Genomic DNA, 25,593 nt, shown 5'->3' with positions numbered 1-25,593 from the left:
AAAACTGCCATCGAGCTTTTCCGATTCTAAGCCCGGTTTGAATTTGCAGGTTTCACTCTAGCAACACCTTAGATACGTCCGTAGCTGAGACTTTCCTCTGGAAAAGTCTAAGTTACCGCGCGGCGGATGCGGTAAAGATCAACCCCACTTGAATTCTTGTAGCGGACCAGGTGGTATGAACATTAGCTTCGCATAGATCAAAATTGTTCGTGAGTTGTCCGGATGTGGATCAGTTGCGACAGGGGGCGCGCGGTCATCGAAGAGGACTTGTACCCTTTGAGTAATGATAGCTGCCCCATACTTGTTCTCTAGAACTTTTGTCGGACGTTTTGGAAACCAAATCTACTACTTTGGTGCGAAAACAATTTGACCGATCCGATCCGCAATCGAATTGGCCGAAAACGCCAAAGCCGTGCCCAGACCCGCAGAAAGGGCCATCACAATTGCCGTTACATAGGGCGTGCCGAGTCTGAGGGGGTTGTCGGGGAACACACCAGGCTCGACCCGGACAAGTCCCAGCCCATAGGCTGCCCACGAAGCAATTGCAGCCGAGACGCCCGTCGCGACACCTGCGGCCGGGAACCCTTGCGCACGTGGTATTGTCAGCGAGATCACCGCAACCGCCAGCGATCCCGCCAAAAGGATCAGGCTGTACCTGAGACCGACACCGACCGGCGACATCGGCGAACGGGCAACCCATCCCTCTGCGTCATCGCCTAAATAGACAAACCACGTGTAGCTGGCCGCCAGCGTTACAGCGAATCCCAGCAGCAAAAGGGTGCCGATGCGTCCCCAGGGGGTGGGTGCAACCATCAATGAGCCGATGGCCGCGGTTCCGACAACCGGTGCAACCACCGCGATAATGAACTTTGATGATGTTCCATCCATTGCCGGATCGCGCCAAACCCACTCCGCGGCGAACTGAAGAAGCAATCCGGCCAGAAGACCTGCAAAGAGAGCGGTGGCAAACCGCGCAATCAGCCGAAAGATGGTCTGGGGTGAGATCCGCTTTGTGATCCGCGCGTACGCCAGCACCCCAAATACCAGTGTCGCCACGCCGACATAGACGATCATCGGACCGATGAATTCCGCGGGCTCAGGATAGCCGTTCACGCCTTCGGCCGCTTCGAGAATTGCAAAGCCCGCTCCTACAATAGCGCCGACGATCACGCCTGCCGTCTCGCGCTCGGAGTTTCCGCGGCCAAGCGAGACTAGCGCAGCCAGGAGAAAGGTAGCCACAGTCGAAACGAAGGTCGCCATCATCTTGGCCACCCGCATGGCATCGTCATCGCACCCGCCCTCGGAGCCGGCACAGACAGCCCATTTTGCAAGATCGCTGGTCGAAGAACCGAAGACCGAGGCAGCGACGGCAGCAACCACCAGATAGAGAAGCGGGCTGTGATTCATCGTTACTGCGATACGTTCTTATTTACTGCTATGAAGACGTGGATGACCACAACTTCATTGTGGAGGCAAGCCGCGTGCAATTCGGCGTATTCGGAGTCATTCGAATAATTGCAATCGGCGCCTTCAGGCAACTCCTCGCGGCTGACCTCGAGATTGTGCATCAGCTCGAATATCGAATGCTTGTCTCGATCTGCGGGCTTCTTAATTGCGTCCCGGACGAGCGCTGAGATATCAGCCGCGAAGAAGCCCCCTAGCTGCGATGTCAGTACCGGGGCCAGTTCCAACGCTGTCGCTCCGTTCTCAAGCCGTTCTTCCACCATCGGACGGTATTCGATTTTCAGGTTTTTGAGCTTGTTTGGATAGGGATGCGATCTCTCCTCGCGCGCCTCATCACCGGGTTTCGCAGGCGGATACACCCGCGCTCGGGCAACACTCAGGTAAACACTCACTTGGTCCGGCTTGTCTTTGCCCTCTTTATGGAACCGCGCCCAGAACGGTAGATAAAGCGACGTTTGAGTATCCACCCTTCCCGATGCTCTGCAGGCCTGAATGTTTTTGTTCAATATGCTGTTTTGAGCGAACCGACCGGCGGAACCTTCGGGCGGGTTCCTGACCGCCTCAAGTTCCTCGGGTGTCAGGCGGAACGCGTCCGGCAGGATATCTGAGTCGGTCTTCTGCCAGTGCCAGACAAGATCAGAGCAGCCCGAATTTTCAATTATTGCGGGATCGTTGGCGCCGATCCTTGCTTCTCCGTGGAACATCAGGATCGGCTGTGACCGCATCGCCCGATGCACCACGTCCGTGAAATCGGGCGCGCCCGAAATCGCCATTTTGTTGAGTCCGGCGGCGAGCGCGGCTTTCAGCTCGGGCTCGTCTTCGGGTTTGTCCCGCCATCGCTCAAAGCGCGTTTTGACGTTGGTGTCCACATAACCGGCTGTGCCCGCAAGCGAATGTGCAAAGTCCCTGATGACCGCCTGTTCGTTGTCGGTCACCCGATCAACCATTACGTCGAAGAGCGCGAGCAAGAGAATAGCTGCCAATCCGCCGCTCGCGATCTGGGTGTCTAGTCGCCGGCGGATATTCCACCAGCGCGGCCGATCCTTTTGCCAGGTTTCGATTTCGGCTTTGGCGATTTCGCGAACGCGGTTGATATCGGGAATACCGGTTCCTCCGTCGCTGTCGCCGCCCGCCTGGCCCTCCTCGCCGACTTTACCATTGCCAGGCTCTATTGCCGCTTCGACAAGCTCTGTCACAATGTCACGGACTTTTTGTAAGTCGGGTAACCGCAAGTCCCCGTCGCTATCGGCTCGCACGGCCACCTTGGCGATCTCATCGGCGATGATTTCGCGTGTCTTGTAGATATCCGCAAAGCGAAGGTCCGGTGTTGGATTCAACTCCGAGCGATAGGTCGAGCGTAGCAGCGTTTCCTCAATGATCACTCGGACCCGCGCCTCGAAATCCTTACCATCGTCGTCGGCCATCGTCGCGCCTCAGTTTAACGTTAGGATCTCGACCTCGAAGGGGCCGGTGGCACGCGCCACCAGATCGAGATTTTGGTCTATTCTAATTTGCGAGAGCGTGAAGATCAGGTTCGCCTTGGTCTTCAAACCGCGCACAAGTTCGCCGGAGAGCGCACCATTGACAGATGCCTCGAGTACTTCGATGTCTTGGCTAAGGCCAAGAACAGTCTTGGCCGCGATCCACTGTCTCGTGTCTTCCCGCGACAGAAACGCGTCGATGACCTGCCGGGCTCCAATGCCCGGATCGCTACGAATTTCGGGCTCTGCTAGGCTGAAGAAGCGGCTTTCGTTGTCCCACACCGGACGTCCAGTCAGTTCGAAGGGAACCTCTGAGTCGCCAAGTGGGGTCGGGATGATCACCATGATCCGGGCGCCGATCCGATCCTCCTCATCCGTTGGTTTTATCTCAACCGACACCAGTTTTATATCCACCGAGTGCCCAAGGAGATCGAAGGTCTCGATTGCCGGCAGACCGGCGTTCGCCATCTCGGTCAGTTGCTCCATCGAAAAGCTGAGCGGCACCGCGATATCCAGCCCACTCCCCTCCGACGCGTTGTCCGAAAGCTCCGGAAGCGGAACCGGGTCGGCATCCTCGATTTCGTCAGAGACCGAGAACTGCCCGGAAAGCGCAAGCCCTGTGCGAACTTCATTGGCATCAAAGCTGAGCGCGTCGATGGAAACACCCTCGGGCCGGAACGCCAAGTAAAGCTGCTTACCCCAAGGTGCTTCGACTTCCACCGGCTCCTGCAATCCTTTCCAGAGCAGCGCGACGTCCGATTTCAGGTCGATCCGATTGAGCGCGCCCTGGAAGTCGACCGAATTGAAAGCATCGCGCATGGCTCTGTCAGCATCCCTTTGAAACGTTACATCAAAGAGATTGAATAGGCGCGCACGCGGCGTTGAATGCCAATCTACGCTGAAGTCCGGTCTCTCGCGAAGGCCAACGGTCCAATCGCGATTGAGTTGGGGTCGCAACGTAACTGTCAACGTGGCTTCGGCCTCTGCGGTCTCTCTAATGTGCCGCCCGATCTCGCCCCGGCCGCGGACCGTGGCGCTGCCATCCAGCCTTTGGCTGATGCTCAAAGTGTCGGCTTCGCCGGTTAGCCGCAAAGCACCTACCCGGTCGACTCGCTCGTCGATCGTGCAGTCGATCCGGGGCGTGGTCTCAATACACCGGTTTTTCATCGTCACCTTAAGGCCGCGGAATTCGGGTACTTTTGTACAAGCCTTCTGGGGCTCGACGCAGGTACGGCCTTCCGAACGGGAAACGATACGCACCGGAAAAGAGCTGTTTGCAATGTCCTCGACGGCGCGGAGCGAAACCGAGACCGGTACGTCAATCATGGACGTCTGGGTGGAAGCGGGCAGTCCACAACAAACAAAGGTCAAAGATAGAGCGAGTACAAACTTCATGTGGTTCCCCTGACAAAAAAACCAAAACAATACTGTGTTTCTAAACGCCTGAACGACAAAGATCGAATTAACGTTCAATATCACACAAATCCCAGTGCACCTAGCAACAGTATTTTCAAACGGCCTTCTTGAGACCATGCTCTTTGTCTCGATATGGGCAGCTTGCCAAAATTGACGACTCCAAGCACAGGTCCGTCCGCGCGAGACATTGTTAAGTTCGGGCATGAACTTGAGCATTCGACTGGAACTCAAAAAACGACCACAAAGTTTGCGAACTACCCGTTCGAGCAAACTGCGGCAAAAGCGAGATTGGGCTCTGAGCTGACCTCAAAGGTGGCGCAGCATCTTCACTTATTGGCCGCACGACTGACGTCATTGACGGCCCAAAGCTGCCGTCCGATTTGGGTGTCGGATGCTGCGGTGCGCCCGTCAGACCAGACCTTCGACGCAGGTGCGAAATCTTGCGCAAGCTAATCCACAGTGCGCAGGATAAAGCAGACATTCACGTGGAGTGACGCTTTGAGAATGTGCGACATAGCCGCTTCGTCAGGAGGCGTACTAGCTTAAAACGAAGGCAGACATACGGCCCGCCCTGCGACGGATCAACTCACTTCTTCCGGCCTAGTTCGGAACAATCTTCACGCCGCTTATACTGACTTCAGGCGTTTCTTCGGGCACCAAAGCGACCTTCAATTTCTCTCCAGTTGACCTATCGACGATCGATATCGCGCTTCCCTGTTCCGCAAAGTGCGTGTCCCCCCATGCCATCAAAGCAAGTAGGGGCAGACCAAAGCTCACACCGATGTCTGTAAGCGCATATCCGTACCTGGTTCGAGAATTGCCTTCGCGGTAGGGAATGCGCTTGAGCATCTTGGCGTCGACCAGACGCTTGAGACGATCCGTCAAAACGGATCGCGGTATGCCGATGTCCGCGCGGAAGTCATCGTACCGCATCACACCATAATACGCCTCGCGCATAATCAAAATTGTCCACCGGTCCGACATGATGTCGGTCGCCAGAGCTGCCCCGCACTTGTCTATGGGAACGGGGGATTGCCGACGATATGTGCTATCTGGGTTTGACATCCGGTTTCAGCTCCTGTATTCGCAATCTGAGTTCATAATAAGGTTTCAGCTGATGTCTGCAATATCATTGATTCTTACAGCGAAGATCGTGGTGACAGTTGTTCTGGTGTCAGGGCCGTTCTTGCTGTTGCCGCTGCACCGGCTTGAGACCATGACCGGCGTCTCCGCTGCGTCCGCGACCTTTTTTCGGCTATACGGAATGGCCGCCACAGCCTTGCTCGTTGGCTACGGCGTGGGGCTTTGGCAAAGCACGGATGGGGTGTTTCCCTGGGCGGCAGTCCTGATGGGTATCGTGTCCAATGTAGGTGCCGCAGGTATTCTCGCCTTTGCTCCGGCCGCATCGTCACGGGCTTCTGCCACCATTTTTGGGTCGATTGGTCTTCTTCTTATCTGGGCAGCACTGAGTCCAACGGCGGCCATTCAACAGGTTCTCTCCGGATAGCGAAGACAGAGCTTCTATCGCGCAAACCGCGTCCATGGCCAGATGGTTCAAGCCTGCGGTCACTGGCCGCCGTCCTCCCTTCTCCAAACAAAAGAAAGACTACACCTATGCGACCTGTGGACACTCACATCCAACTCTCGGCCCTTTGGCTGTTCATTCTGCTCAACATCATCTTTCGCGATCTCCACCAATTCGTGATGCCGGGTTTCCTCGAAACCATCATGACGGGCCAGTTCAACGGCATGGAGATCACGCCGGAGTTGATGTTGATCGGCGGTGTCGTGGTCTCGGTGCCAATTTCCATGGTGCCGCTGTCACTTATTCTGGAGCGTCGCTTCGCCCGACCGCTCACATTCTTCGCGGCGCTTGTCACGACGATCACCATGATCCCGCCCGCGCCCATCGATCTGGATGACGCCTACCACCTCGCACTTCAACTCATCGCGATGTCAGCCATCGTTGTCATGGCTTGGCGATGGAAACCGGCACTGACTGCCGGTGCTGTGCACTACACCTAACCCCAACCAAGAATGGAAAAATCAATGACTGATACCGACCCTCTACTCACGCACGAGAAGAACCAGCCGGAGATATTCGGGCACCTCGGCCATACCCACGCATTGATGGCCAGTCATGGCCTAGATCATGCCCTGTCGGTGCTGATCGAGCTTCGGGCGTCTCAAATCAATCAATGCGCCTACTGTGTGGCCATGCATCTCAACCAAGCACGCAAAGCAGGTGTTCCACAAGAAAAGCTGGATACACTCGTTGTCTGGCGCGAGGTGGACCATTTCTCGCCGGCCGAACATGCGGTCCTCGCCTGGACCGAAGCGCTGACATACCTCGATCGGGACAGGGATCTGTCGGACCTAAGGCGGGATTTGCGAAAGCACTACTCCGATGAGGAGATCTCGGTCATCACAGCAGACATCAGCATGATCAATCTTTGGAACCGGGTTCAGAAGTCAAAGCATTGACGGAGGCTTGCCCGGCAACCGTTAACAAGTAGGTGAAACCCGGTAATCTGGGCCTCACCGTCAGCCTGACTGGAAATGCGCCGTCCGTGACCTGGGCAGGCCGCAAATGGAAGCCAAAGGAGGCGATCTTGAAAAACGACATAACATTCGCGAGGCTCACCGAAGTTGAGCCGGCCGAGATTGCAGATCACATGTCTGACCCTCGGGTCGCTGAGCATATGCCGCTATTGACGTCTGCATGGGATATCAATGTCGCGGCTGGGTTTGTCGCCAAGAAGGAGGAATACTGGGCCAGGGACGGTCTTGGACACTGGGCGTTTCTGGTCGACGGCACATATGTCGGGTGGGGTGGTTTTCAGAAGGAAGGCGAAGAGTGGGATTTCGGGCTCGTCCTACGACCGGACTCATTCGGCCTCGGGCGGCGCATTGCATTGAAAGCAATTGATTTCGCGATCGCGGACGACCGCATTCCATTTGTGACCTTTCTGTTGCCCCCGTCCCGCAAAAACCTCGGAGCGCTCGGCAGACTGGGTGCAAATCCGGTTGGCCAGATCGAGTACGATGGCGAGAAGTTCCTTAAATTCCGTCTTGAGACAATATAACAGCATTGTCCGATTGTAACCGACCGACGGCTTCAGAATATGTCGTAGGTCGGCCCAAAGCCGCGGTCTGGCACAGGTCATTGATGCTGCAGTAGCAGCCCGCTTTCCGGACATTCGCCGCGGCTGCGCGATCTGGAGATATTCGAACTCATGGCCTGCGGACAATCATGGCTGCACAGAATTAGTTACGGGCTCCATCATCATTCAGTAGCATCTTGAAGAGCGCCTGCTGGGTCAAATTGAAGCCGCTGATAAATGCGCTTTGGCGATCCTCCAAATTGCGTCTGCGCCTCGCGTCGGTTGCGCCATGTACGATCGCTGAGCGAACATCATAGAATTGTTTGATCGCGGTTCTTATGTCGTCCTTGTGCGCTTCATCGATGCCCAGCAACTCGGCCATCCCGTCTTGGAGTTTTCGACTGATCCCTCCGCCTTTGGGCCTGAACATCAATTCCAAAGATTGCGAAACATCCAGAATTCGATCGTTGGCACCAAAACGTCCCAAGCGCGCCAAAGCTTCTGAAAGCCGATGAATGATTGGTGCAAGGCGTTTAAATTCCTCATCGCTTCGTTTACTAAAGGCTTCTTTGGCCAAATCGATCGAGCTGTTCTGGAGCTGTGGAGGGGTTCGAAAAGGATCGTGCCGACGTCCGACTAGACTTATCGGTTGGTAGCCACCTTGACTGTGAGCCAACCCCAACAAGGCATGTGCGGATCGATGCACACATCCGTGCATCAACATGAAAGGTAAGATCGCAGTTTGGTTCGCGATGGACAGGATCTCCAAAAACGTCAGAGCGTCATCCTCAAATCTTGGTGGCCAGCTGGGACGCTCCTCCCGATAGTCAGTTTTCCTCCGGAACGCAGGTCGCCATTTGAATGGTCGCACCACAGCACCGATCTGCCGCCAATCACGTCGATCCATCTCCGCTGGCACAAAATCCCGGAGCCATTCGCGATCCAGATAGTCTGAGAGGGCGGCAGCGGGTTTGACGACTAGACCCTCCTGAATCTCAAATTCGTTGCCAATTTCGGGACCATGGAAGAGCAGAAAGTCGTAGCCCAAATCGAGCCCGTTTGGGACATCAACTTCTAAGGTCGTCGAACTTAGATCAAGGATCGATCCAAGTTCGTTTGCGGCTTTCCTATACCCGCCATCTCCATGGTCAAGTGCGCGCTCCAGAAGCCCAGCCACCATCTGTGTAAGCCAAGTGAGCGACTTCCCGTTCAATATTTCGACGTGAAACTCGTCATTACCGATGCGCTTCCCAAGTGCCCTAGCGAGTGATGGGTGTGACCTCAGGATACCTCTTACCGGGTCAAGCACTTCGCAAAGCGGCTTGAAGTATTTCTTCTCAGCGGATCGCGAGGCCATGCGCGCGAGATCATAGAGATGGGCAATGTCATCTTTTGGAAAGGCTGTTTCATCCACTCCGTTGAATGTGACTCGTGTCGGGTAAGAGTTCGCTTGCCAGTATTCCTCTAGAAAGGGTTCTTGTACCTCGGCGAGCCGGCTCAGTGCTGGTCCCAAACGATCGCACCATGTGTTCAAAGTGTATGTCATCAGGATCATTTAGCTGAAAATGGTGGAGTTGGCCCAGCCCAAAGCCGCCGTCTATGTGCCAGCCTCAATGCTGGGGTGCGTCACGGAAAAGGAGACGTCCGTTGCAGTAACTGCTAGCCTGTGCTGGATGGTTACCAGACGGCGGGAAAACAGTTTGATGACGAGAGAATTGCCTTGGGAACCAAGCAGCCCGATTGAAGTGACGCCTTCAGAATATGAAAAACAGGTTGTCTCATGGCTTGAGGAAGCCGAAGGGAAGCTCGCTGGCTTTTCTGTTCAGCACCTTGAGAAGTTGCGTGGCGGTGCGGGCGAATATGTCATTGACGCCGTGGCGAAATTCAAGATTTTTGAAGGTGCAGAGATTGCAGTTTTGGTTGAGTGCAAGAAACTGAAGCGTCCAGTTGAACGCGATGTGGTAATGATCCTTAAAGGCAAGATGCAGGATACTGGCTCGCACAAAGGCATCATCTTCTCAACGTCCGGGTTTCAACGTGGCGCCATCGAATATGCCGCAAAACAAGGGATCGCGTTGATCACTTTTGTCGATGGCAGACACACTTACGTTACGAGGAGTGCAGAAGAAGTCCCGCATGCGTTTCTTCCTGCTGATTTACCAAAATACGCAGGTTTCTGGGCGACCCCGACGGATACAGGGTTCAGCGTCTCAACGATTTCAACACGAGGCGTTGATAAATTGAAACAATGGCTGACACATTAGGTTCTGCTCTTTTTTACCTGAAACAGGTTATTCATTGAATGCCATCGGTGCTGCTCTGCGGCTGGCAAAACCTACCCACTGAGGTCGGAAAGAGATCACTGCATAAGCCGAAACGAAAGAAAATTGGCACGTAATAAGCAAGCGGTGTTCAGTACAAGAAGTAATCGTCCGTCTCGTCGTCAGTATCAAATTCGTCAAAATCGAGTTGTGCATCAAAACCGTGATCACTTGGGCTGAAATCGTCCTCATCCAGGCCCCATTGGAACGCGGATACTCCGAAGGCGGCAACATCGTAAAAGTGAACCTCATTATCCTTCATAAGCTTGAAAAATCTGTTGGGGTCGTCGGGTGAACCAATTTTGCTTGCACCAGTTGCAGCTTTCCATCCACGAACCTCGGTCTCATAGAGGAACAACCATGATGAAGTACTAAGAGCGACGTTGGCGTACCGCCCAGAAGCCTCGGCAAACCCTCCCTTCAAGAGCGCATTGTGGTCCGCATGTGCCAAAACAAGGTCGACCAGTACCGACTCGACCTCGAAGCATAGTTTCTTGTGAGCCTTTGATACCTTGAGATCAAATTGAATGTGGAGGTACAAAAACCACAACAGCGAGACAACATCATGCCTTCGCGAGCACTCCTCCAAGCCCCAGCGGAGCATTCTTTTTTGTGCTCGATCGAGGTCATCCCCACCCTTAAGGCCGACAAATAGTGGAGCCACCCAGCTGACAAATCGTGGTGACGAATAAAGCAGTGTTTGAAGATGACGCAAGGACAGGTCTTTGTCCGAGCAAGAAGCAATTTTCTTCGCAAACCTACTCAAACCGTAGCCTACAACATTCGACCCGGGATGAGCCTGTCGTTCACTAGCTAGTAGCGCAAACAGTCCATCTAGGAACTCAGTTTCCTCTAAGCCATTCAAAAGATTGAACTTGGGCTCCCAACGGAGGTTTTCGGGTAGCTCGCCAGAAAAAACTGCTGTCTTTCCCTCGTGGCTCCTAAGCTCGAACTGTCTGATCTCTTTTTCGAACCGTGCGATGACTCTGTCCGCATCCGTGGTATTTTCCACCCCAATCTCGTAGTCATCAATGTTGTGAAAAACCTGCCTTTTGCGCAGGCCAGGCCCATTTTTCTTCAGTTCATGATCAATACGAGACAACACGAGCTCGGAAACTACCCGTGAGGTGTCCGGACCGATTGGGATCCCAATTGTTTGGTTGCGGTTGCAAGCCCTAACTAAGCGATCAAGTTCCGCACTCCAATGCGCGTCGAGCTTCTTCGCCTTGTGCTTTTTCAAGGCTTCAGGCTTTCCAAGTACCGCCCAGGGAATTGAGTGCGAGTAGATGGAGCCGTAGAATCTGTTAATGTCAAGGTGGACAACTGACGGATACGCACTGGATAGGTATGCCTGTTTTTTGAGCTTTCCCGAAAACGAAGACCTCTGGAAAGCTCTCCCTCCGACTGCAACGTTATTCGGATACACGATCTTGAAGGCAGAAAAGTTGCTCAGGTCCATAACCTTTTCAATCTGAGGCCAATTATCCGCCAAAAACTGCGAAAGTAGTGCATAGTTGATCGGATTGATGACGCCAAAGGTCCTATGGTTACCTTGAAAAGTTGCGCCATCAAGGAAAGCAATTTCACCTGAGAAGTCTTTTTGCGGCTTGAGGTATTCCGGCTTCGAAGCAAGCAGAGTCCCGAACTTTATGGTTCTGAAACAGGGAGGCAATTCACGAGGATAGAATCCGCGTTCGAGTAGTCTTTGGAAAATTACACTCTTGCTTGCCACGAAAAAACATCCCTTACCAATGATTGGTCTTTGACTAAACGCATTCGTTAGAACCTATCAGCTAGGTTTGCCGAAGTAACGGTTGTGGAAACCGCAATGCCTTACTTGGAGCTCCAATGACGAGAGAGCGAGTTGCGCGTGAGATCGCCACATAGAATAGCTTCGCCTGAGCTTGCTCCTCAAAATTGAAATGCGGCGCATAGGGGATCACGACGTCCTGAAATTCCAACCCTTTCAAGAGAAGTGGAGTGGAAACGGTTCGGCGAGGTAGTTGCCGCCCAATATGATTGCTCCTCTGGCGAACGACCTGCGCAGCTTCCGCCATTGTTGAGCACCTACCGTTTACAACCTCCGATATGGCGCGTTCACAGTCCCGCCAGAGTTCGCTTCTAAACAGCCGCCACCTGGGGTGATCTCTGGCGGCATAGAGCAACCCACTTGCCGCTAGTGCTGGCTCCGCGCCAGACAATTGCTTGACCAACTCATGCATCAGTTGCTCTACAGCCGAATGATCCTCTTCCAAGCCGTCAGCAGATTTCTCTTTTTGGCGAAAACAATCGGAGAAGAGCCCGCGGATTACTTGATCATACGCACGATCACGCGTTGAGAGATCCCAATCGCGAGCAAATTCTTGCATCCGGTTAGCGGCTAACTCTTCGATCGCCTGGAATGCACCATTTGTTGCCCGCGCTAAACTAATGCACGTGCCCTTCCTACAGTGAATAGCAGCGACCCGTTCTGCTTCGCGATCCAAGTCTTCGAACAGCACACCCATGTCGAAAGCATCGCTGCTTTGCCTCCATTTGATCCGATCATCGTCAAGTTCGATGTCATTCCCAGCGATCAGCCGTTTGCGGGTCTCGCTGATCCATTCGCCCAGGCTTCGATTGTGCTTTTCCCATCTATGCGGAATTTTGAGCTCCGCAATGAGCGGAAATCGAGGGAAAATCGTTGTTTGCCAGTCGAGTGAGGCCCCCGCAAATTCGAAAATGCCTTGCATGGGGTCGCCAAAAATCGTTGTCGGAACAATCGTGCTAAGGGCCAGGGCCACATCATGTTGATGCGGATTACAGTCTTGGTATTCGTCAATGAGAACCCTGTCGTAAGACGCGGCCACAATTTGCCTTACGGCAGAGACCCCTAGAGCGTCTCTTGTTCCTTTGTATAGTACGTCCCACTCCTCTCCCTGGGGAAGTGGACCTGGCGGTTGTGCCGTTTTCGGGAAGCTGTTGGAGTATTTCATGCACCAGCCAGCAAACGTATCGACACTGGCACGGCCGTGAGGGACTTCAAGCTTCCGAAGGCGGGCACGGACAGCTTGAACGCCTGCATGCGTATGGGTCAAAATCAGCGCACGCCGGCAATGGCCTGCGGCCTTTGCGATCGTTTCTGTTTTGCCGAAGCCAGCTGGTGCGATTATCGAACTGTTTTCGCCCTCAACAACCAGTCGGTCCTCAGCCATAAAGCCAGTTCTCGACCTTTGAAACAGTCTTAGCCAGATCGCTTCCTTTGTTAGCTTGGATGCTTTTCCATACCAAGGGAGACACCTCGCGACCCAACCTAAGCTCTTTGAACCATTTCTTTTTGTGTGCGACCTCACCAACCAGTTTCCGCAAGTCTTCCTGACTGATCTCTTGTGAGAACGTCCACTCAGAGTGAGGCGTCTGTGCGTTCATCGGCGTCAAACCATCGATTTTGCTTGCTATACTGGAGGCGACGGCTTCTGCTCCATGTTCGGTAATCGCAAAGTCGAGAAACTCGTCAAAACATACGTCATCGGCCGCCAAAAAAATGGCTTGCTCAGTGTTGCACGTGCCCGCGTATTGAATGACTGGGATGCCTGCGGCTTCTAGGCTTTTGAGTTCCTGCTCCCCCAATGCGCTATCAGAGTCTCGGAATAAACAAGTGGAGTAGCCAAGCTCTCGAATAGCTAATGCGATGCTTGGAGCCTGATGCCCGTTGCCGTCGACCAAAGCCGCACCAAGCTGTTCAATTGGTTTGCCTTCGTGCGATTGAGGCCAAAATTCCTTTATTCCATGAAGTATTCCAACCTCAGTGTATCCTTCGATTACAAGCACCCGCTTTGCTAGCAGGGCGCGAGGCGCGAAACGTAGTATTGGCTTAAGGGTATCGGCGGTCTTGGGAGCAAGGATGTTCATATTTCGCGTGCTGTGATCCCTTTGAACAATCCGGAGGCTAGAGCCGCCAGCCTCTGCAAGTGCTACGTCGGAATGCGTCGTCATAAGAATCTGGCCAGTTGGTGCATTCGCATTTGTTGATGATTTCTGATCGGACTTAATTTGAGAAATCGCTCCAATAATCCGATGTGGCTCAAGGCCGTTCTCAATCTCGTCGATCAGGATTATCGCGCCGGCTTGTATTCCCGACTTTTGGATGGCGAGCGTTGCAAGCCGCTTTGTGCCTAGTCCAGCTTGGCGCAATGGAACACCTGAATCATGCAGCGCGATCGAGCCAGAAGAAAACCCAGATCGACCGAGTTCGAGACCAGGTTGATATTTTCCGCTGACATATGCTCCCAGCTCTTTGGCCGACTTCTCAGCTTCTCTCGCCGACCCGGATAGCTCTTGTATATCACTAAAGTCCGCGCCTTCCCGAGCTCGTCGATAAGCTCCGGCGAGGCGGAGTGCAGTTTCATCCGTGTTGTCGGTCAGCTTTGCTAAAACCGATCCTTGGCCCCAGGCCAGATGTCGAGCGTCACTTCCTGAAAGCCTCACCAAACCAAAGTGCGAGCGATCCCGGTTTGAAAGTGTCCTTGGTCGGTCTGATCGGTCGCACACTAGTTCCCATACTGGTTCCAACGTCGCATCGACCGACAGTCTGACGGTTAGAACTGGTTCATCGTCGCCAGCAGGTTCGTCGCGCACATCGCCTGAGCTAGTCCAACCTCGGGTATAGAGACCAAATCGCTCGTCCGACTTAAGTTCGGTCGATAATTCACCAATTGTAACCTCAACTAGTATCTCATTGCTGGTGTCACATTCGACAAAGTCTGCCTCAGCGAAGGTAATCCAACGTGTGGACAGCGTTGCTTCTATTGCATCGAGAATGCTTGTTTTTCCCACATCTCCGGAACCAATCAAACAGCAGAAAGCGCTATCTGGGGTCCACTTCAGCGTTTTGATACCTTTGAAATTTTGGATCGAGATGTGACGAATCTGCATTTCAAAAAGCCTCAGATGCTTGGAACTGAAATCATTAAATCGGATTGGCCACGAGACTACTAGCCGACACGCTCAATCAAAAGTCAGTGTCGGGCACGGACTCGCATCTACTTCGAAGACCCGCCTTGGGAAACGTACGTCAACAATGGCAGCTATTTCGGTTCACCTGGAACCATTTTGCCCAAGCAGCGAATGTCTGGTTTCCGCCCATTCTGTGGAAAAACAACGTGTTGCGGGCGCAGAAAGTTGCGTTCTGAACGGATCGCGAGCGCCTTTCTGATCAGGCTTTTTGCGTTTGCTGCGGTGCAGGAAAGATATTGGCCAATTTCCGGAGGTTCTGGGCGGTGGCAGCGAGGAGGAATTCGTCATTTGCGCCGCATGGGCCGCGTAATCGGAGGCGACCTAAGCCCAGGATGCGTTTGAGGTGGGCAAAGAGCATTTCGACCTTCTTTCGGAGCTTGGCAGAGACTTTGTACTGATTTGTCTTGCGGATGGCGCGGGCCACGTCACGTGCGTCTTCATGTTCTTCACGGGTGATCTTGCGGCAGTCAGCCTTGGGGCAGCATTTTGGTTTGGAGGGACAAGCCTGACAGGTGTGTTTGAGGGCTTGGTACTTCGCGACGCCTTTGCCCGTGGGACCGCGATTGGGGTCTGAGTAGTTGCGGCGGAACTGCTTCAACGCCTCGCCTTCAGGGCAGACATACTGGTTGTTCTGGGCATCCCATTCAAAGTCGGCACGGGTCCAGGTGCCATCACTGCGGCCAGCCTTATCGATGACTGGGATGTGGGGCGCGATCTTACGGTCTACCAACCAACCGAGCATTGGGCCCGAGCCATAAGCTGTGTCAGCGATCAGTCGCTCAGGATGCAGATCGAACCTGGCCTTCACCCGTTCCAGCATCGTCTTGGTCGACCCCACTTCAGCCTGTCGGATCGAACGCGTGGCCTCGACGTCGAGGATGACACCATGATTCGTGTCGATGAGGTAGTTGTCAGAATAGGCAAAGAATGCTGGACCTTTGCGCGCTGCGGTCCACTGACTTGCGGGGTCGGAGAAGGATGTAAACTTGGGCTGTACATCACTGGCGGCACCGAAGGCAGCCTCATCCAAGGTGTTGAGATACTCCTTCACAGCTCGCGGCGCAGCTTCGACATCGATCCGGCCCACGTCCCATTCTGCCTTTGATGCGGAGAACTGTTTGTTCGCATCCGCCTCAATCAGGCTCGCATCGACAGCCATGCGCTGACCGCTGACCAGACCTTCTTCAAAGCAGCGTGTAACAGTCGTCTCGAACAAGTGGCGCAGCAGTTCGCTCTCGCGAAAGCGGCCATGACGGTTCTTCGAAAAGGTCGAGTGGTCTGGCACCCGATCGTTCAGGTCGAGGCGGCAGAACCAGCGATACGCAAGGTTCAGATGCACCTCTTCGCAAAGCCGTCGCTCTGACCGGATTCCAAAACAATACCCAACCAGCAGCATGCGGATCAGCAGTTCCGGATCAATGGAAGGGCGGCCCGTGCGACTGTAGAAATCCGCCAAATACGACCGGATGCTGCCAAGATCGACGAACCGATCAATCGACTGAAGCAGGTGATCTTGCGGGACATGATCCTCCAGAGAGAACTAATAAAACAGTGCCGCCTGCGCTTCCTGCTTCGGTCCCAACATCGCCAATCCTCCCACTGATTGGACGAATTGAATCAGCAGTTCATGCGCCAATCAAGGAAGAGTTTTTCAACAAAATACGCCCATGCCAATCCAACTGTTGTACCATAGGTTCCATTCAGTTGCGCGTTGATTTCTGTCTGTTTGGCTCCGCTGAATCCGGCACCTTGCAATCAGCCGGGACCAACTTGCATGTGCTTCAGAGCAATTCCTTTTTGCGCCGCCCTTTCGGGCCGGGCCTTCGTGAACGGAGCCCAGTCCTGGCGATGCCAGCACAGGTCTCCGCCATCCGGCTTCAGTCCCTGGCGGTACACATGCAGACAGCGTCTTCGTCGCTGACATGATGTTTGCGCGCGTGCCGGAGGCCCGCCCGGAACCTGATCTTCCAGCTTACATCACGTCAGTCTGCCTGTTCCAATAGCCCCAGTCCTGCCGGCCCGCTCCATTCGCCGAAACCAGGTTTCGGCTCCCGTGTTGTTGGACCGGCTGCGCCGCCGCTCTGCGGAGCGGTGGGTCTTTGGGGCAGCCTGCCTGTGACCGAGCTGTCCTGATTTGACGCGCTCTTCGTGCGCGGTTTCTTTTACCCGTTTTCGCAGGACGCTCGCCGCTGGGCAGAGGTTCAGGCGCGGCCTTTGAAAGAAGGCTTCGCAAAACCTCAGACGAAAGCGAGACGATCATGCCCACATTTTATGCCCAGCCCTACAATATTTCCGCCACCGGATTTTATTTCGACACTGCCGGGGACTTTGCAGACAAGGCCAAAGACCTGTGCAATGCCCATGGTGATCCGGTCGAAGAGTTCGAAATCCAGTTCATTCACGGTGACGAACTTGATTGCGCGCTGGCTCGGGCGATCGGGCTCAGCCAGAGCACTCATGCCGGATACTTTGATGCCTGTGAGATATGGGAAGACTGGCAGAAGGTCTTTGCAATTATCGCGCTCGGTGAATGCGGCTACGCCTTTGAGCCGGACAAAGACCCGACGGACTACGATATCGATTTCTACCACGCGGACAGCCTGCGCGACTTTGCAGAGCAGATGGTGGAGGATGGTCTGCTGGGCGACGTCCCCGAAAACATCAGACCCTATTTTGACTATGACGCCTTCGCGCGGGATCTGGGCCATGAGTATTCCGAGATCACCATTGCTGGGGAGAGGTACGTCTGGCGTGCGGGCTGAGGCGCGGCAGCGCAGCCCAGAGCCGCAGGACCTCATGCGACTCCGGCGTGCGCTGTTGCACGGTCTTAACCGCAAAAGGAAAGGAAACTCCCATGCATCTTAAATCCGTTGATCTTGATGATCTTACCCCCGCCAGCCTGAATGTCCGTAAACGCGGCGGCACTGACACAGGCGATCTTGTTCCGAGCATCCGTGCTCATGGTCTGCTGCAGCCCTTGCTGGTGCGCCCCTCTGACACAGGCTTTGAAATCGTCGCAGGCCAGCGCCGCTATCATGCGCTCAGAACCCTTGCCTCTGAGCAGGATGACACACCGCCCGTGCCCTGCCTGATCATGGAAGACGGGGAGGACGCAAAAGCCATTGAAGCCTCGCTTGCAGAAAACCTTGCCCGTCTGCCGATGGATGAAATCGACCAGTACAAAGCCTTTGCGGCTCTTGCCAGAGAAGGCATGAGTACCGAAGACATCGCAGACCGTTTCGGCATCACCACGCGGCTTGTGACGCAGCGGCTCGCCATTGCAGGGATCATCCCGCCTGTCCTCACAGCCTACCGCAAGGGGGATATCACCCCTGAGACCCTGCGTCTGCTGACCATGGCGACCAAAACCCAGCAGAAGGACTGGCTGCGCCTGTTCAGGAGCGCAGAGGATTACGCGCCCGAAGGATACCGTCTTAAGTGCTGGCTCTTTGGCGGGGCTGAGATCAAAACCCGTGTCGCTCTCTTTGATACCGAGGAGTATCAGGGCAGTATTGTCTCTGATCTCTTTGGTGAAGACAGTTACTTCGGGGACAGTGAAGCCTTCTGGGCTTTGCAGAACGCGGCAATTGCCAGTGCGAAAGACAACTATCTCAAAGAGGGCTGGACGGACGTCGTTGTACTGGAGGTGGGCGAGTACTTCCCCTCTTGGGACTATGTCGATACCGCAAAGGAGGATGGCGGCAAGGTCTTTGTGCAGATAGCGCATTCGGGCGAAGTGACTTTCCATGAAGGCCAGCTCTCCCGCACAGAAATCAAAGCGCGCGAGGCAAAGACCGCCAGCGCGGGCCAGCCTGCAAAACCTGAACTCACCGCCGCCATGCAGAACTGCCTTGCATTGCACCGTCATGCTTCTGTGCGCGAACGACTGTTGTCGCAACAGGGCATTGCCCTGCGTGTGGCAGTGGCACAGATCATTGCAGGGTCAGAACTCTGGACGGTTGAGGCGGAGGCTCAGAAGGCCAGCAAACCTGCGATCCGCGACAGTCTGGCGACCAATGCAGCGGAGGCACGATTTGCTGAAGCCCGCGCAGAGATTGCGGCATTGCTGGGGCTGGAGGTTGAGCCGGACAAAACCCTCGTACCACGCCGTGAAGACTATGGTGGCGGCATCAACCTGCACCGGCTCTTTGCCACGCTCTGCACCCTGAGCGATGAGCAGGTGATGACCATCCTGACTTTTGTCACGGCAGAATGCCTGCCCGCAGACAGCGCTATGGTCGAAGTACTGGGGCATAAGCTGGAGGTTGATCCTGCTGCCGACTGGTCACCCGATGAGACCTTCTTTGATCTTTTGCGCGACAAGCAGGCCATCAATGCCATGCTGGCAGAGGTTGCAGGAGAGGACGTGGCCGCACAGCACATCACGTCAACGGCAAAGGTGCAGAAGTCGGTGATCAGAGCCTGTCTGGACGGCACTCGACCTGCACAAGTAGAGGACTGGCGTCCAAAGTACGCGGCCTTCCCGATGAAACAATACACCGACAAGGGCACTCTGCGCGCAGCGTGGCTTTGGGATGACGTCAGTGAGATCTATTCAGATTGTTAGACCCATGAGCGCGCCTGTCCAAATGGGCAGGCGCGGCTCTTATGCACCAAAGGTAAAAATTTGCGCGGAGGCCCAGGCCGGGCCTCCGCGCAGTCACATCTCAAATTCTATTCGAAGGCCTGCGCAGCTGTCGTCCATGCAAAAGCGCACATTCGGATACGTCGCAGCAAATGCCTCTGGTGAACCCAGACTTGCCGATGCCGCGTTTTGCAAGAATGTCCGATCCTTCGATTCAGGCCAAAAACGTGACAAAATCAATGGCAGTTTTGCCAAGGGATTGTGGCACAAGATTTTTCAACGATTTCCGATTCGGCAACGTCTGTGACAAAAACGACCGTTTTTGGCTCATATATTTTGGCAGGGGGTTTATGTCCGCTAGTCAATCGCTCAACTGCACTGATCCACAATTAGCTTCATGACCGTTTTGGTCCCAATCCTCGACAAACAAGGCCCGGCGACCATGCGCCAGGCCATTGCCAGCTATCGTGCTTTTGCTCGAGCTATACCCAAACCTCGAAACGCCTTGGAGGCTGGGAAAGAAGATCGAAATAAGGAATACCGGAACAAACTGCCATCGCGATGTAAACGACTGCGAGATGCACGAAGAGCGTAGTCTTTAGTTTGACGTCGTGGCGAGAAGTAGCCCAAGCGAGCGCGATATATCCCGTGGCGAGGATTATTTTTAATACGATTTCAACTGCGTAAAGGGGTGATACGATGCCGAAAATTGGAAGCAAAGTGATCACCCCCAAAACGACACCTATGTTTACTGAGACGAAGATTCGTTGTACCATTGAGTGTTCCTTGCTGATTGGTTGCTTTCATGAGGCTGGGACTTAGGGGCGGCGCCGGAGACCAATCTGATCGCCGCCCCAAATCTTTTTTATGCGTCGCCCAAGATAACGAAGTTGATGATCTGCAGGCTTTCAGCGATCTGCCCATGTCGCTGTACCAAAGCACGTTTCAAGCACTTCTGCTGCATTGAGCGACTGTCGTTAGGTAGCGACGCGGATATGTAGATAGGCTCGTCCTGGTTCCAGCAGTGTAATTCTACGCGTTTCATATTCATACCTCACACTGTTTTGGCGGAGACAGGGGTGAGTTCAACGACGCGGACTCGACCACCAAACGAACGCACACACTCAAAGCGGACTTGCTCAAGTGCGCGTGCACCTGTCACACGATCTGTGTCCAGCAAGCTTTGATGAAAGAATGTCCGATCATTGTCGAGACGGACATGGTACTTGGTGATGATAGGCATAACCTAGCTCCTCTAGCTGATTGGTTGCTTAAGAAGCCCATCTTGAGAAATCACGATGCGATCAGCCAGATTCTCCCAAAGAAATTCGTATTCGAAACCTTGCTCCATGACGCCCAGAACTAAGGCGAGATGCGGCACGACATCCTCGACGTAGTGAGACATCCGGCGGCGTAATCGGCAAGCCCTCCAAGGCTGATAGTGTATCATACTGTAAACAATACAGCTTTTTGACCAAATAATGTGCTCGCAGCTAAAACAGTCCACTACAAAGACGTAAGGGGCAATATTTTTCTTTGCTTTTCACTAGGGAAGAATAGGTTTGCCTAGGTTCGGTATTTTGGAGGGGTCCATGAACGCAGACGCAAGTGAGCCAACTCAGATGTCAAAAGAAAGCACTCTGGCGCTAACGACTCTTCTGCATCATCACTGGGTGACTAGTTACCGTGCATCCTCAATCAGCCAGAAAGAACTGGCAGAGGAGTTCGACATCACACCAAACGCCCTGAACAACTTCATGCGGCAAGGCGCACCCGGCAAATCAGACGAAGGCAGTGCACTAGAGCGGATTAGAGATCGTCTATACAAAATTTACATTGAGGAACGCGGCATTAACGATGCACCAGACTATATTCGCCGCGCTTGCGCTGAAGCTTTTCCCGATGAACCTGATCTTGCTAGACTTCTACGTGGGGATGTCGGTGTAATCTTTGCTGAGTGGGGATCGGCAACAACCGACGATATCTGGGCCAAAGTCGATGAAGTCTATGCCGGATGCTATGATGTATTCCGATATGCAGCGAGAGTTCTCCCAGGTAGCGAACCAGAGGAAAAGAAAGACGAAAACAACAACACTTATTTTGTTAGCATGGCAATCCAAGCCGCCATGCAAATTTTTCCTCGCGAGAAAAACCAACTCTTCCCCCGTTTCGAGCTCCACTACAACCCAGAACCCGTCGAAGATGGGTTTCCACCTCGAAAATCTTCGGGGTCTGTGGTGGTGGTGAATCGGCACATGTACCTAATCGGGAAGGAAGAGGTGTTTAGCAGCCCACTATTCATGGCTTGTAAATTTAATCCCGTATCCTCGCTTGAGTTCACCGGTCTAGTTACACGGCACCATGATGGTGGTGGTGAGGTCTTCTCGTCACGCGTTTTATTTCGCCGCAATGATGCTGTTAAAAATATAGAGGAACTCAGCGAGCGTCTTGGCGTTCTAAGTGAAGAAGCGCTTCCTGACGAAATTAAGCCGAAGAGGCGACGTTTCTTGAACGCCACTGACTACAAAGGCAAAGGCGCACTGATCTTGATCTAGGAAATTATTGCCGGACACTCCCAAAATGGTCCGTCTTTTGGAGAGCGAAAGACTGACCTTCTCCCCGACATCCGTCTACGCTCTGGATCAGATTTAGCGGCCAAAACTCATACGTTATTGTCACTGCCGAAAACGACCGTTTTTGGCAAAAATGCTCAAATAGCTAGATGAGCCGCAACCTTAACTGGTTCTGCTCAGAACTCTGTGGAATTAAAACATATAGTTCTGGCGAAGGGCCTGTCTGCGGCGGTCCAAAGCTCCCACTACGAGACAACCGGATTGAGGTACCCGCTAACATCATTGAGTGGTGCCCATTTCAGCGTGGCGCTGAACCCTATGAAACCTGCGGTATACGCGAGACTCAAGAAACCTGTGAAGCAAACGGTTATGCCTTTGTCACAACACCGACTATCTTACCTTGATGGCTCTGGTGTCTTGCTTGGGGCGTTTGTGCGATCATGAGATCGCCGGGTTCCCGCCCAGCTCGGGAAGTCATCTGCGTTGAGGGCGACATGTAGTTTTTGTCTGTGCCGTGTGAGAGCGACGTAAGCCAGATGCTTATCCATGGAACGAGAGCCAAGAACATAGGCCATGTCAACGGTCGCGCCCTGTGATTTATGAACGGTCACAGCATAGCCATGATCGAAGTAACGATAGGCCCTTGTATCAATCGTGATCGTTCTGTCGCCGTCCAGCATGACGGTGATGTCTGTGTTCGTAACACTCTCTACACTTCCCAGCATGCCATTTTTGACGTCGAGCGCTTTGTCATTCCGGGTCAGTACAATGCGGTCACCGGCGGCAAAGGCGCGCGGCCCGGTTTCTGTCTGAACCAATACTTCCGGGGCCTGGTTTTCCTCCCTGAGGGCCGCGCGAATGGCTTGGTTGAGCTTGTGTACATCGACGCGTCGATGTGCGAGCGCCAGACGTGTTTCGCCCGGAGCAGTTTCCGCATCCAGCAGATAGCGCTCGACGAGAGCTTCCAGCGCCTCTTCCAGGCTGCTTTCCAGAGTGACGTCACCATTTGTTTCGTACCTGTCGAGTGCTGTTGCGACACGACCTGCGGCGAGATCTTTCGATGCCTGTTTTTGCCAGTCTTCGCGTTGCCTGTGAACCTCGGTCAGACGCGTGGCGCCCTGGTGCTGAACAAGGTCTTTGAAGGGTGTACCTGCTTCGATGGGCTGTAACTGCTCCGGATCACCAACCAGAACCAGTTTCGCTCCGATCTCACGCATTTTTTCCGATATCCGCGCCAGCTGACGCGTACCTATCATACCCGCTTCATCAATGACCATGACATCGCCTTTTGAGACTGGGTCGTATCCGTTTTCCCATGCAGTCTCGAGCGAGGCGAGGGTGCGACAGGGAATGCCGGAAGTGCTTTCCAATCCGTCAGCTGCCTTACCCGAGAGAGCCGCGCCATGCACCGTCACGCCACTCTTCGCCCAGGCCTGCGCCGCCGTTGCAAGCAGCGTGCTTTTTCCGGCACCTGCAAATCCTACAACCATGGAAAGCTGCGCCTCACTGAAAATGTGGTCGAGCGCTTCATTTTGTTCATCGCTGAGCGAAGCGCCAAAGTCCTTTTGCATCTGTACGTTTTGTGCACGAACAGCGCTCATTCTGCAGGCTGAACCAACGGCGAAACCGCGCGTCGCCAACATGTCAGCCGCATGTTTTTCCAGTTTCTCTTGCGCCGCCAGATAGCCCTTTGTGGTGAACTGAACTCCGTCTTCTGTGGGTACCAGTTCGGGTGAGGCCAAAGCCGCTTCGGTCGCGCCTGACAGGATCTCAGCATCTGTAATGCGGGTCGAGAGCTGCCGCCGAATGTCTTTCAAGCCGAATTGCGCTCTGGTCGCAGACAGATGTTCCAACACCAGACCCGGATCACGAAGCAACTGTGCGGCGGTGTAAGGCAGGCCGGTGTCCTGCAGGACGAGAGGCTGGCGCGGATCCAAACGGACAGTCGCCCCAAAAGCTGCAGACACCCCCAGGCGCCTTGCTTCACGGCGTACCTCACGTCTTTCTTCCAAATGCCGGGAGACCAGCGCCTCTTTTTCTGCAGTGTCCCGTGCATCTGCAACCTGTGCCTGTTTTGAAATCCCGGCTTCAATAGACTGGTATTTGCCTGTCACGCGCGCCAGAACGGCTTTCAACCCCCGGGGCAATCGAGTATTTCGCTCAATGGACTCCTGCGCCATGCGTGCTTCCTGCTGGCGCTGCAGCTCCCGTCTTTCGGCGCGTTGGCGCGCTACAAGCTTTTGGCGCTTCTCCTCGAAGACCGGATCGGCACTTACCCTCTTGGGTGGCGGCAGCGCCTTCAGGCGTTCTGTCAGATCTGACGCCCTTGGGAGATCTTCTTCCGGTCCGAGCTTTTGCCTGAGGTCCTTCGGCTTGACCCCGCACCAGCGTGACAGGGACCAGATCTTTCCCGTCCGGTCGATAGCGACAAACCCGCGCCTGTCGCCACGCGCCAGGAGATACCCTTGCTCTTCCAATGCTGCCGCAAATCCTGCCCGCCCGTCGGATTGTTCCCAGCAAGCCCGGAACATTCGCCTGAGGGCTTTCGGATCGCGATCCGCCCGTTTTGCCTGTTGGGCTTCCTGCCGCCGGTATGAGTTGGGATCGCGATCAGATGTGTTTCTGAACCCGTCCGGTAACCGCCAGTCCTGTTCCAGGTAGAGTTCGCGGGAGACTTCCTTCAGCTTTGTCTTATAAAGCGACATCCTGATCGCTTTCATCTCGCGCGCGTCAATCCGCGACCATACGCAATGTGCGTGTCGCCGCCCTTTTTTTTCATGAAAGACCAGCGCGCGGGGTTGGCCGCTTAAACCCAGTTTCTTCTCGACCTTCGCCACAGCCGTCTCAAAGAGTGCATCCGGCACGGTTTCCCCTGGCGGCGGGTTAAGAGACAGGGAAAAGAGGTATTTCTGGCACTGAGTTCCCTGTGAGATCGCTTCGGCTTCTTCAAAGGCACCGGAAAGATCTGAAGCAACGAACCCGTCAATCGAATGCACCTCAACGTGATCATTGTCGATTGCGTTCAGCAAATGGCGCGCGAGCTCAGCGCCATAACCGCGTTCATTGCCCTCAAGGATCACGCGTTCTTTCCCAGAGCCTGCAACAGCAAGGCGCGGATTGCGGCCAGATGCCCGGTTGCTTCGCAGAGTTGCGCTTGCTCAGCTTCCTGAATGACCAGGGCTCCGATGTTCGCCTGATATGCGAGTTGATTAAGGTTGCTGGCAATGCGGGATTGACCCAACAGTGCCAGAGCCTCTGCCGCCGCCTTTTTGTCGGCGACGACGGTCCTGGGGCGTGACTTTCTGCGCTGGGTTTCTTCGGCAAAAACACATGCGCGGATGTAGGCGCTCAGCGTCATCCCGGCGGCGAGCTCTTCGAGGAGCCACCGCTCCTCTGGCGTCAGCCGTAGGGTAACAGGGGAGATGGAGCTGCGCTTTTGAGCTGCATATTGGCGTTCAGTTTTGGGTTTTTCGTCGTCACAGGCGGAGGTGTTCATGGCGACACCTCAGGCGAAACAGCATCGGCGTTTTGTTCTGATTGATCTTCTTCAACCTGTTGCCGCGAGGATATCTCAGATAACCTGTGGATAACTTCCGGATGCGCGGCAAGAACGCTTGCCAAATCTTCCAGTTCAGACAAAATCTCAACGGCGCC

Annotated in this window: 19 protein-coding genes; 8 read left to right on the top strand and 11 right to left on the bottom strand. The window is 54.3% G+C overall.

Annotated features, from left to right (window positions below):
• Window positions 1-345 precede the first annotated feature (345 nt).
• The 4 genes from AB4K19_RS12115 to AB4K19_RS12100 all read right to left on the bottom strand — a co-directional run bounded on the left by AB4K19_RS12115 (window position 346) and on the right by AB4K19_RS12100 (window position 5,426).
• A complete protein-coding gene (locus AB4K19_RS12115) occupies window positions 346-1,407 on the bottom strand; it encodes a hypothetical protein (protein WP_375228612.1) in 1,062 nt (353 codons plus the stop codon).
• A gap of 2 nt (window positions 1,408-1,409) precedes the next feature.
• Window positions 1,410-2,888 (bottom strand): hypothetical protein, encoded by a 1,479-nt coding sequence (locus tag AB4K19_RS12110; RefSeq protein WP_436397726.1) that lies wholly within the window; start codon window positions 2,886-2,888, stop codon window positions 1,410-1,412.
• A 9-nt stretch (window positions 2,889-2,897) separates the two neighbouring features.
• Complete coding sequence (locus AB4K19_RS12105; RefSeq protein WP_436397725.1) at window positions 2,898-4,340, bottom strand: DUF4403 family protein; 1,443 nt, start codon at window positions 4,338-4,340, stop codon at window positions 2,898-2,900.
• A gap of 621 nt (window positions 4,341-4,961) precedes the next feature.
• Entirely contained in the window at window positions 4,962-5,426 is a 465-nt protein-coding gene (locus AB4K19_RS12100; protein ID WP_375228607.1) for a winged helix-turn-helix transcriptional regulator, read from the bottom strand.
• A 91-nt stretch (window positions 5,427-5,517) separates the two neighbouring features.
• Here AB4K19_RS12100 and AB4K19_RS12095 point away from each other — a divergent pair, with 91 nt between their 5' ends.
• The 4 genes from AB4K19_RS12095 to AB4K19_RS12080 all read left to right on the top strand — a co-directional run bounded on the left by AB4K19_RS12095 (window position 5,518) and on the right by AB4K19_RS12080 (window position 7,447).
• Window positions 5,518-5,868, top strand: a complete 351-nt coding sequence (locus AB4K19_RS12095) for a hypothetical protein (protein WP_436397723.1) — start codon at window positions 5,518-5,520, stop codon at window positions 5,866-5,868.
• Between the two features lie 107 nt (window positions 5,869-5,975).
• Complete coding sequence (locus AB4K19_RS12090) at window positions 5,976-6,386, top strand: DUF6326 family protein (RefSeq protein WP_375228605.1); 411 nt, start codon at window positions 5,976-5,978, stop codon at window positions 6,384-6,386.
• 24 nt (window positions 6,387-6,410) lie between these two features.
• On the top strand, window positions 6,411-6,845 hold the full coding sequence (locus AB4K19_RS12085; RefSeq protein WP_375228604.1) for a carboxymuconolactone decarboxylase family protein: 435 nt from the start codon (window positions 6,411-6,413) through the stop codon (window positions 6,843-6,845).
• 191 nt (window positions 6,846-7,036) lie between these two features.
• Window positions 7,037-7,447 (top strand): hypothetical protein, encoded by a 411-nt coding sequence (locus tag AB4K19_RS12080; RefSeq protein ID WP_436399541.1) that lies wholly within the window; start codon window positions 7,037-7,039, stop codon window positions 7,445-7,447.
• A gap of 181 nt (window positions 7,448-7,628) precedes the next feature.
• On the opposite strand, the gene AB4K19_RS12075 is transcribed toward AB4K19_RS12080, so the two are convergent.
• Complete coding sequence (locus tag AB4K19_RS12075) at window positions 7,629-9,020, bottom strand: hypothetical protein (protein ID WP_436397721.1); 1,392 nt, start codon at window positions 9,018-9,020, stop codon at window positions 7,629-7,631.
• Between the two features lie 10 nt (window positions 9,021-9,030).
• Here AB4K19_RS12075 and AB4K19_RS12070 point away from each other — a divergent pair, with 10 nt between their 5' ends.
• Complete coding sequence (locus tag AB4K19_RS12070) at window positions 9,031-9,729, top strand: restriction endonuclease (protein ID WP_375228601.1); 699 nt, start codon at window positions 9,031-9,033, stop codon at window positions 9,727-9,729.
• A 148-nt stretch (window positions 9,730-9,877) separates the two neighbouring features.
• On the opposite strand, the gene AB4K19_RS12065 is transcribed toward AB4K19_RS12070, so the two are convergent.
• From AB4K19_RS12065 to AB4K19_RS12050, 4 genes are all read right to left on the bottom strand, one after another.
• The gene (locus AB4K19_RS12065; RefSeq protein WP_375228600.1) at window positions 9,878-11,518 is read right to left on the bottom strand and encodes an RNA-directed DNA polymerase; all 1,641 of its coding nucleotides are present in this window, start codon (window positions 11,516-11,518) and stop codon (window positions 9,878-9,880) included.
• A gap of 61 nt (window positions 11,519-11,579) precedes the next feature.
• Complete coding sequence (locus AB4K19_RS12060; RefSeq protein WP_436397715.1) at window positions 11,580-12,980, bottom strand: UvrD-helicase domain-containing protein; 1,401 nt, start codon at window positions 12,978-12,980, stop codon at window positions 11,580-11,582.
• Window positions 12,973-14,700, bottom strand: a complete 1,728-nt coding sequence (locus tag AB4K19_RS12055; RefSeq protein WP_436397713.1) for an ATP-dependent nuclease — start codon at window positions 14,698-14,700, stop codon at window positions 12,973-12,975. Before AB4K19_RS12055 ends, AB4K19_RS12060 begins: the two co-directional genes overlap by 8 nt.
• 280 nt (window positions 14,701-14,980) lie before the next feature.
• Complete coding sequence (locus tag AB4K19_RS12050; RefSeq protein WP_436399540.1) at window positions 14,981-16,315, bottom strand: IS1182 family transposase; 1,335 nt, start codon at window positions 16,313-16,315, stop codon at window positions 14,981-14,983.
• A gap of 724 nt (window positions 16,316-17,039) precedes the next feature.
• Between AB4K19_RS12050 and AB4K19_RS12045 the strand changes: the two genes are divergently transcribed.
• From AB4K19_RS12045 to AB4K19_RS12035, 3 genes are all read left to right on the top strand, one after another.
• Window positions 17,040-17,543 carry an antirestriction protein ArdA gene (locus AB4K19_RS12045; RefSeq protein ID WP_375228595.1) on the top strand — a complete coding sequence of 168 codons (504 nt, stop codon included), beginning with the start codon at window positions 17,040-17,042 and terminating at the stop codon, window positions 17,541-17,543.
• A 92-nt stretch (window positions 17,544-17,635) separates the two neighbouring features.
• A complete protein-coding gene (locus tag AB4K19_RS12040) occupies window positions 17,636-19,348 on the top strand; it encodes a ParB/RepB/Spo0J family partition protein (protein ID WP_375228594.1) in 1,713 nt (570 codons plus the stop codon).
• Between the two features lie 1,610 nt (window positions 19,349-20,958).
• A complete protein-coding gene (locus tag AB4K19_RS12035) occupies window positions 20,959-21,921 on the top strand; it encodes a hypothetical protein (protein WP_375228593.1) in 963 nt (320 codons plus the stop codon).
• A 413-nt stretch (window positions 21,922-22,334) separates the two neighbouring features.
• On the opposite strand, the gene AB4K19_RS12030 is transcribed toward AB4K19_RS12035, so the two are convergent.
• Window positions 22,335-25,019 carry an AAA family ATPase gene (locus AB4K19_RS12030; protein ID WP_436397712.1) on the bottom strand — a complete coding sequence of 895 codons (2,685 nt, stop codon included), beginning with the start codon at window positions 25,017-25,019 and terminating at the stop codon, window positions 22,335-22,337.
• The gene (locus tag AB4K19_RS12025) at window positions 25,016-25,435 is read right to left on the bottom strand and encodes a plasmid mobilization protein (protein WP_375228590.1); all 420 of its coding nucleotides are present in this window, start codon (window positions 25,433-25,435) and stop codon (window positions 25,016-25,018) included. Before AB4K19_RS12025 ends, AB4K19_RS12030 begins: the two co-directional genes overlap by 4 nt.
• Window positions 25,436-25,593 lie beyond the last annotated feature (158 nt).

This window comes from Roseobacter phycocola, from assembly GCF_042055075.2.
Classification (GTDB): domain Bacteria; phylum Pseudomonadota; class Alphaproteobacteria; order Rhodobacterales; family Rhodobacteraceae; genus Roseobacter.
This window is presented reverse-complemented; position numbering and strand designations above follow the sequence as displayed.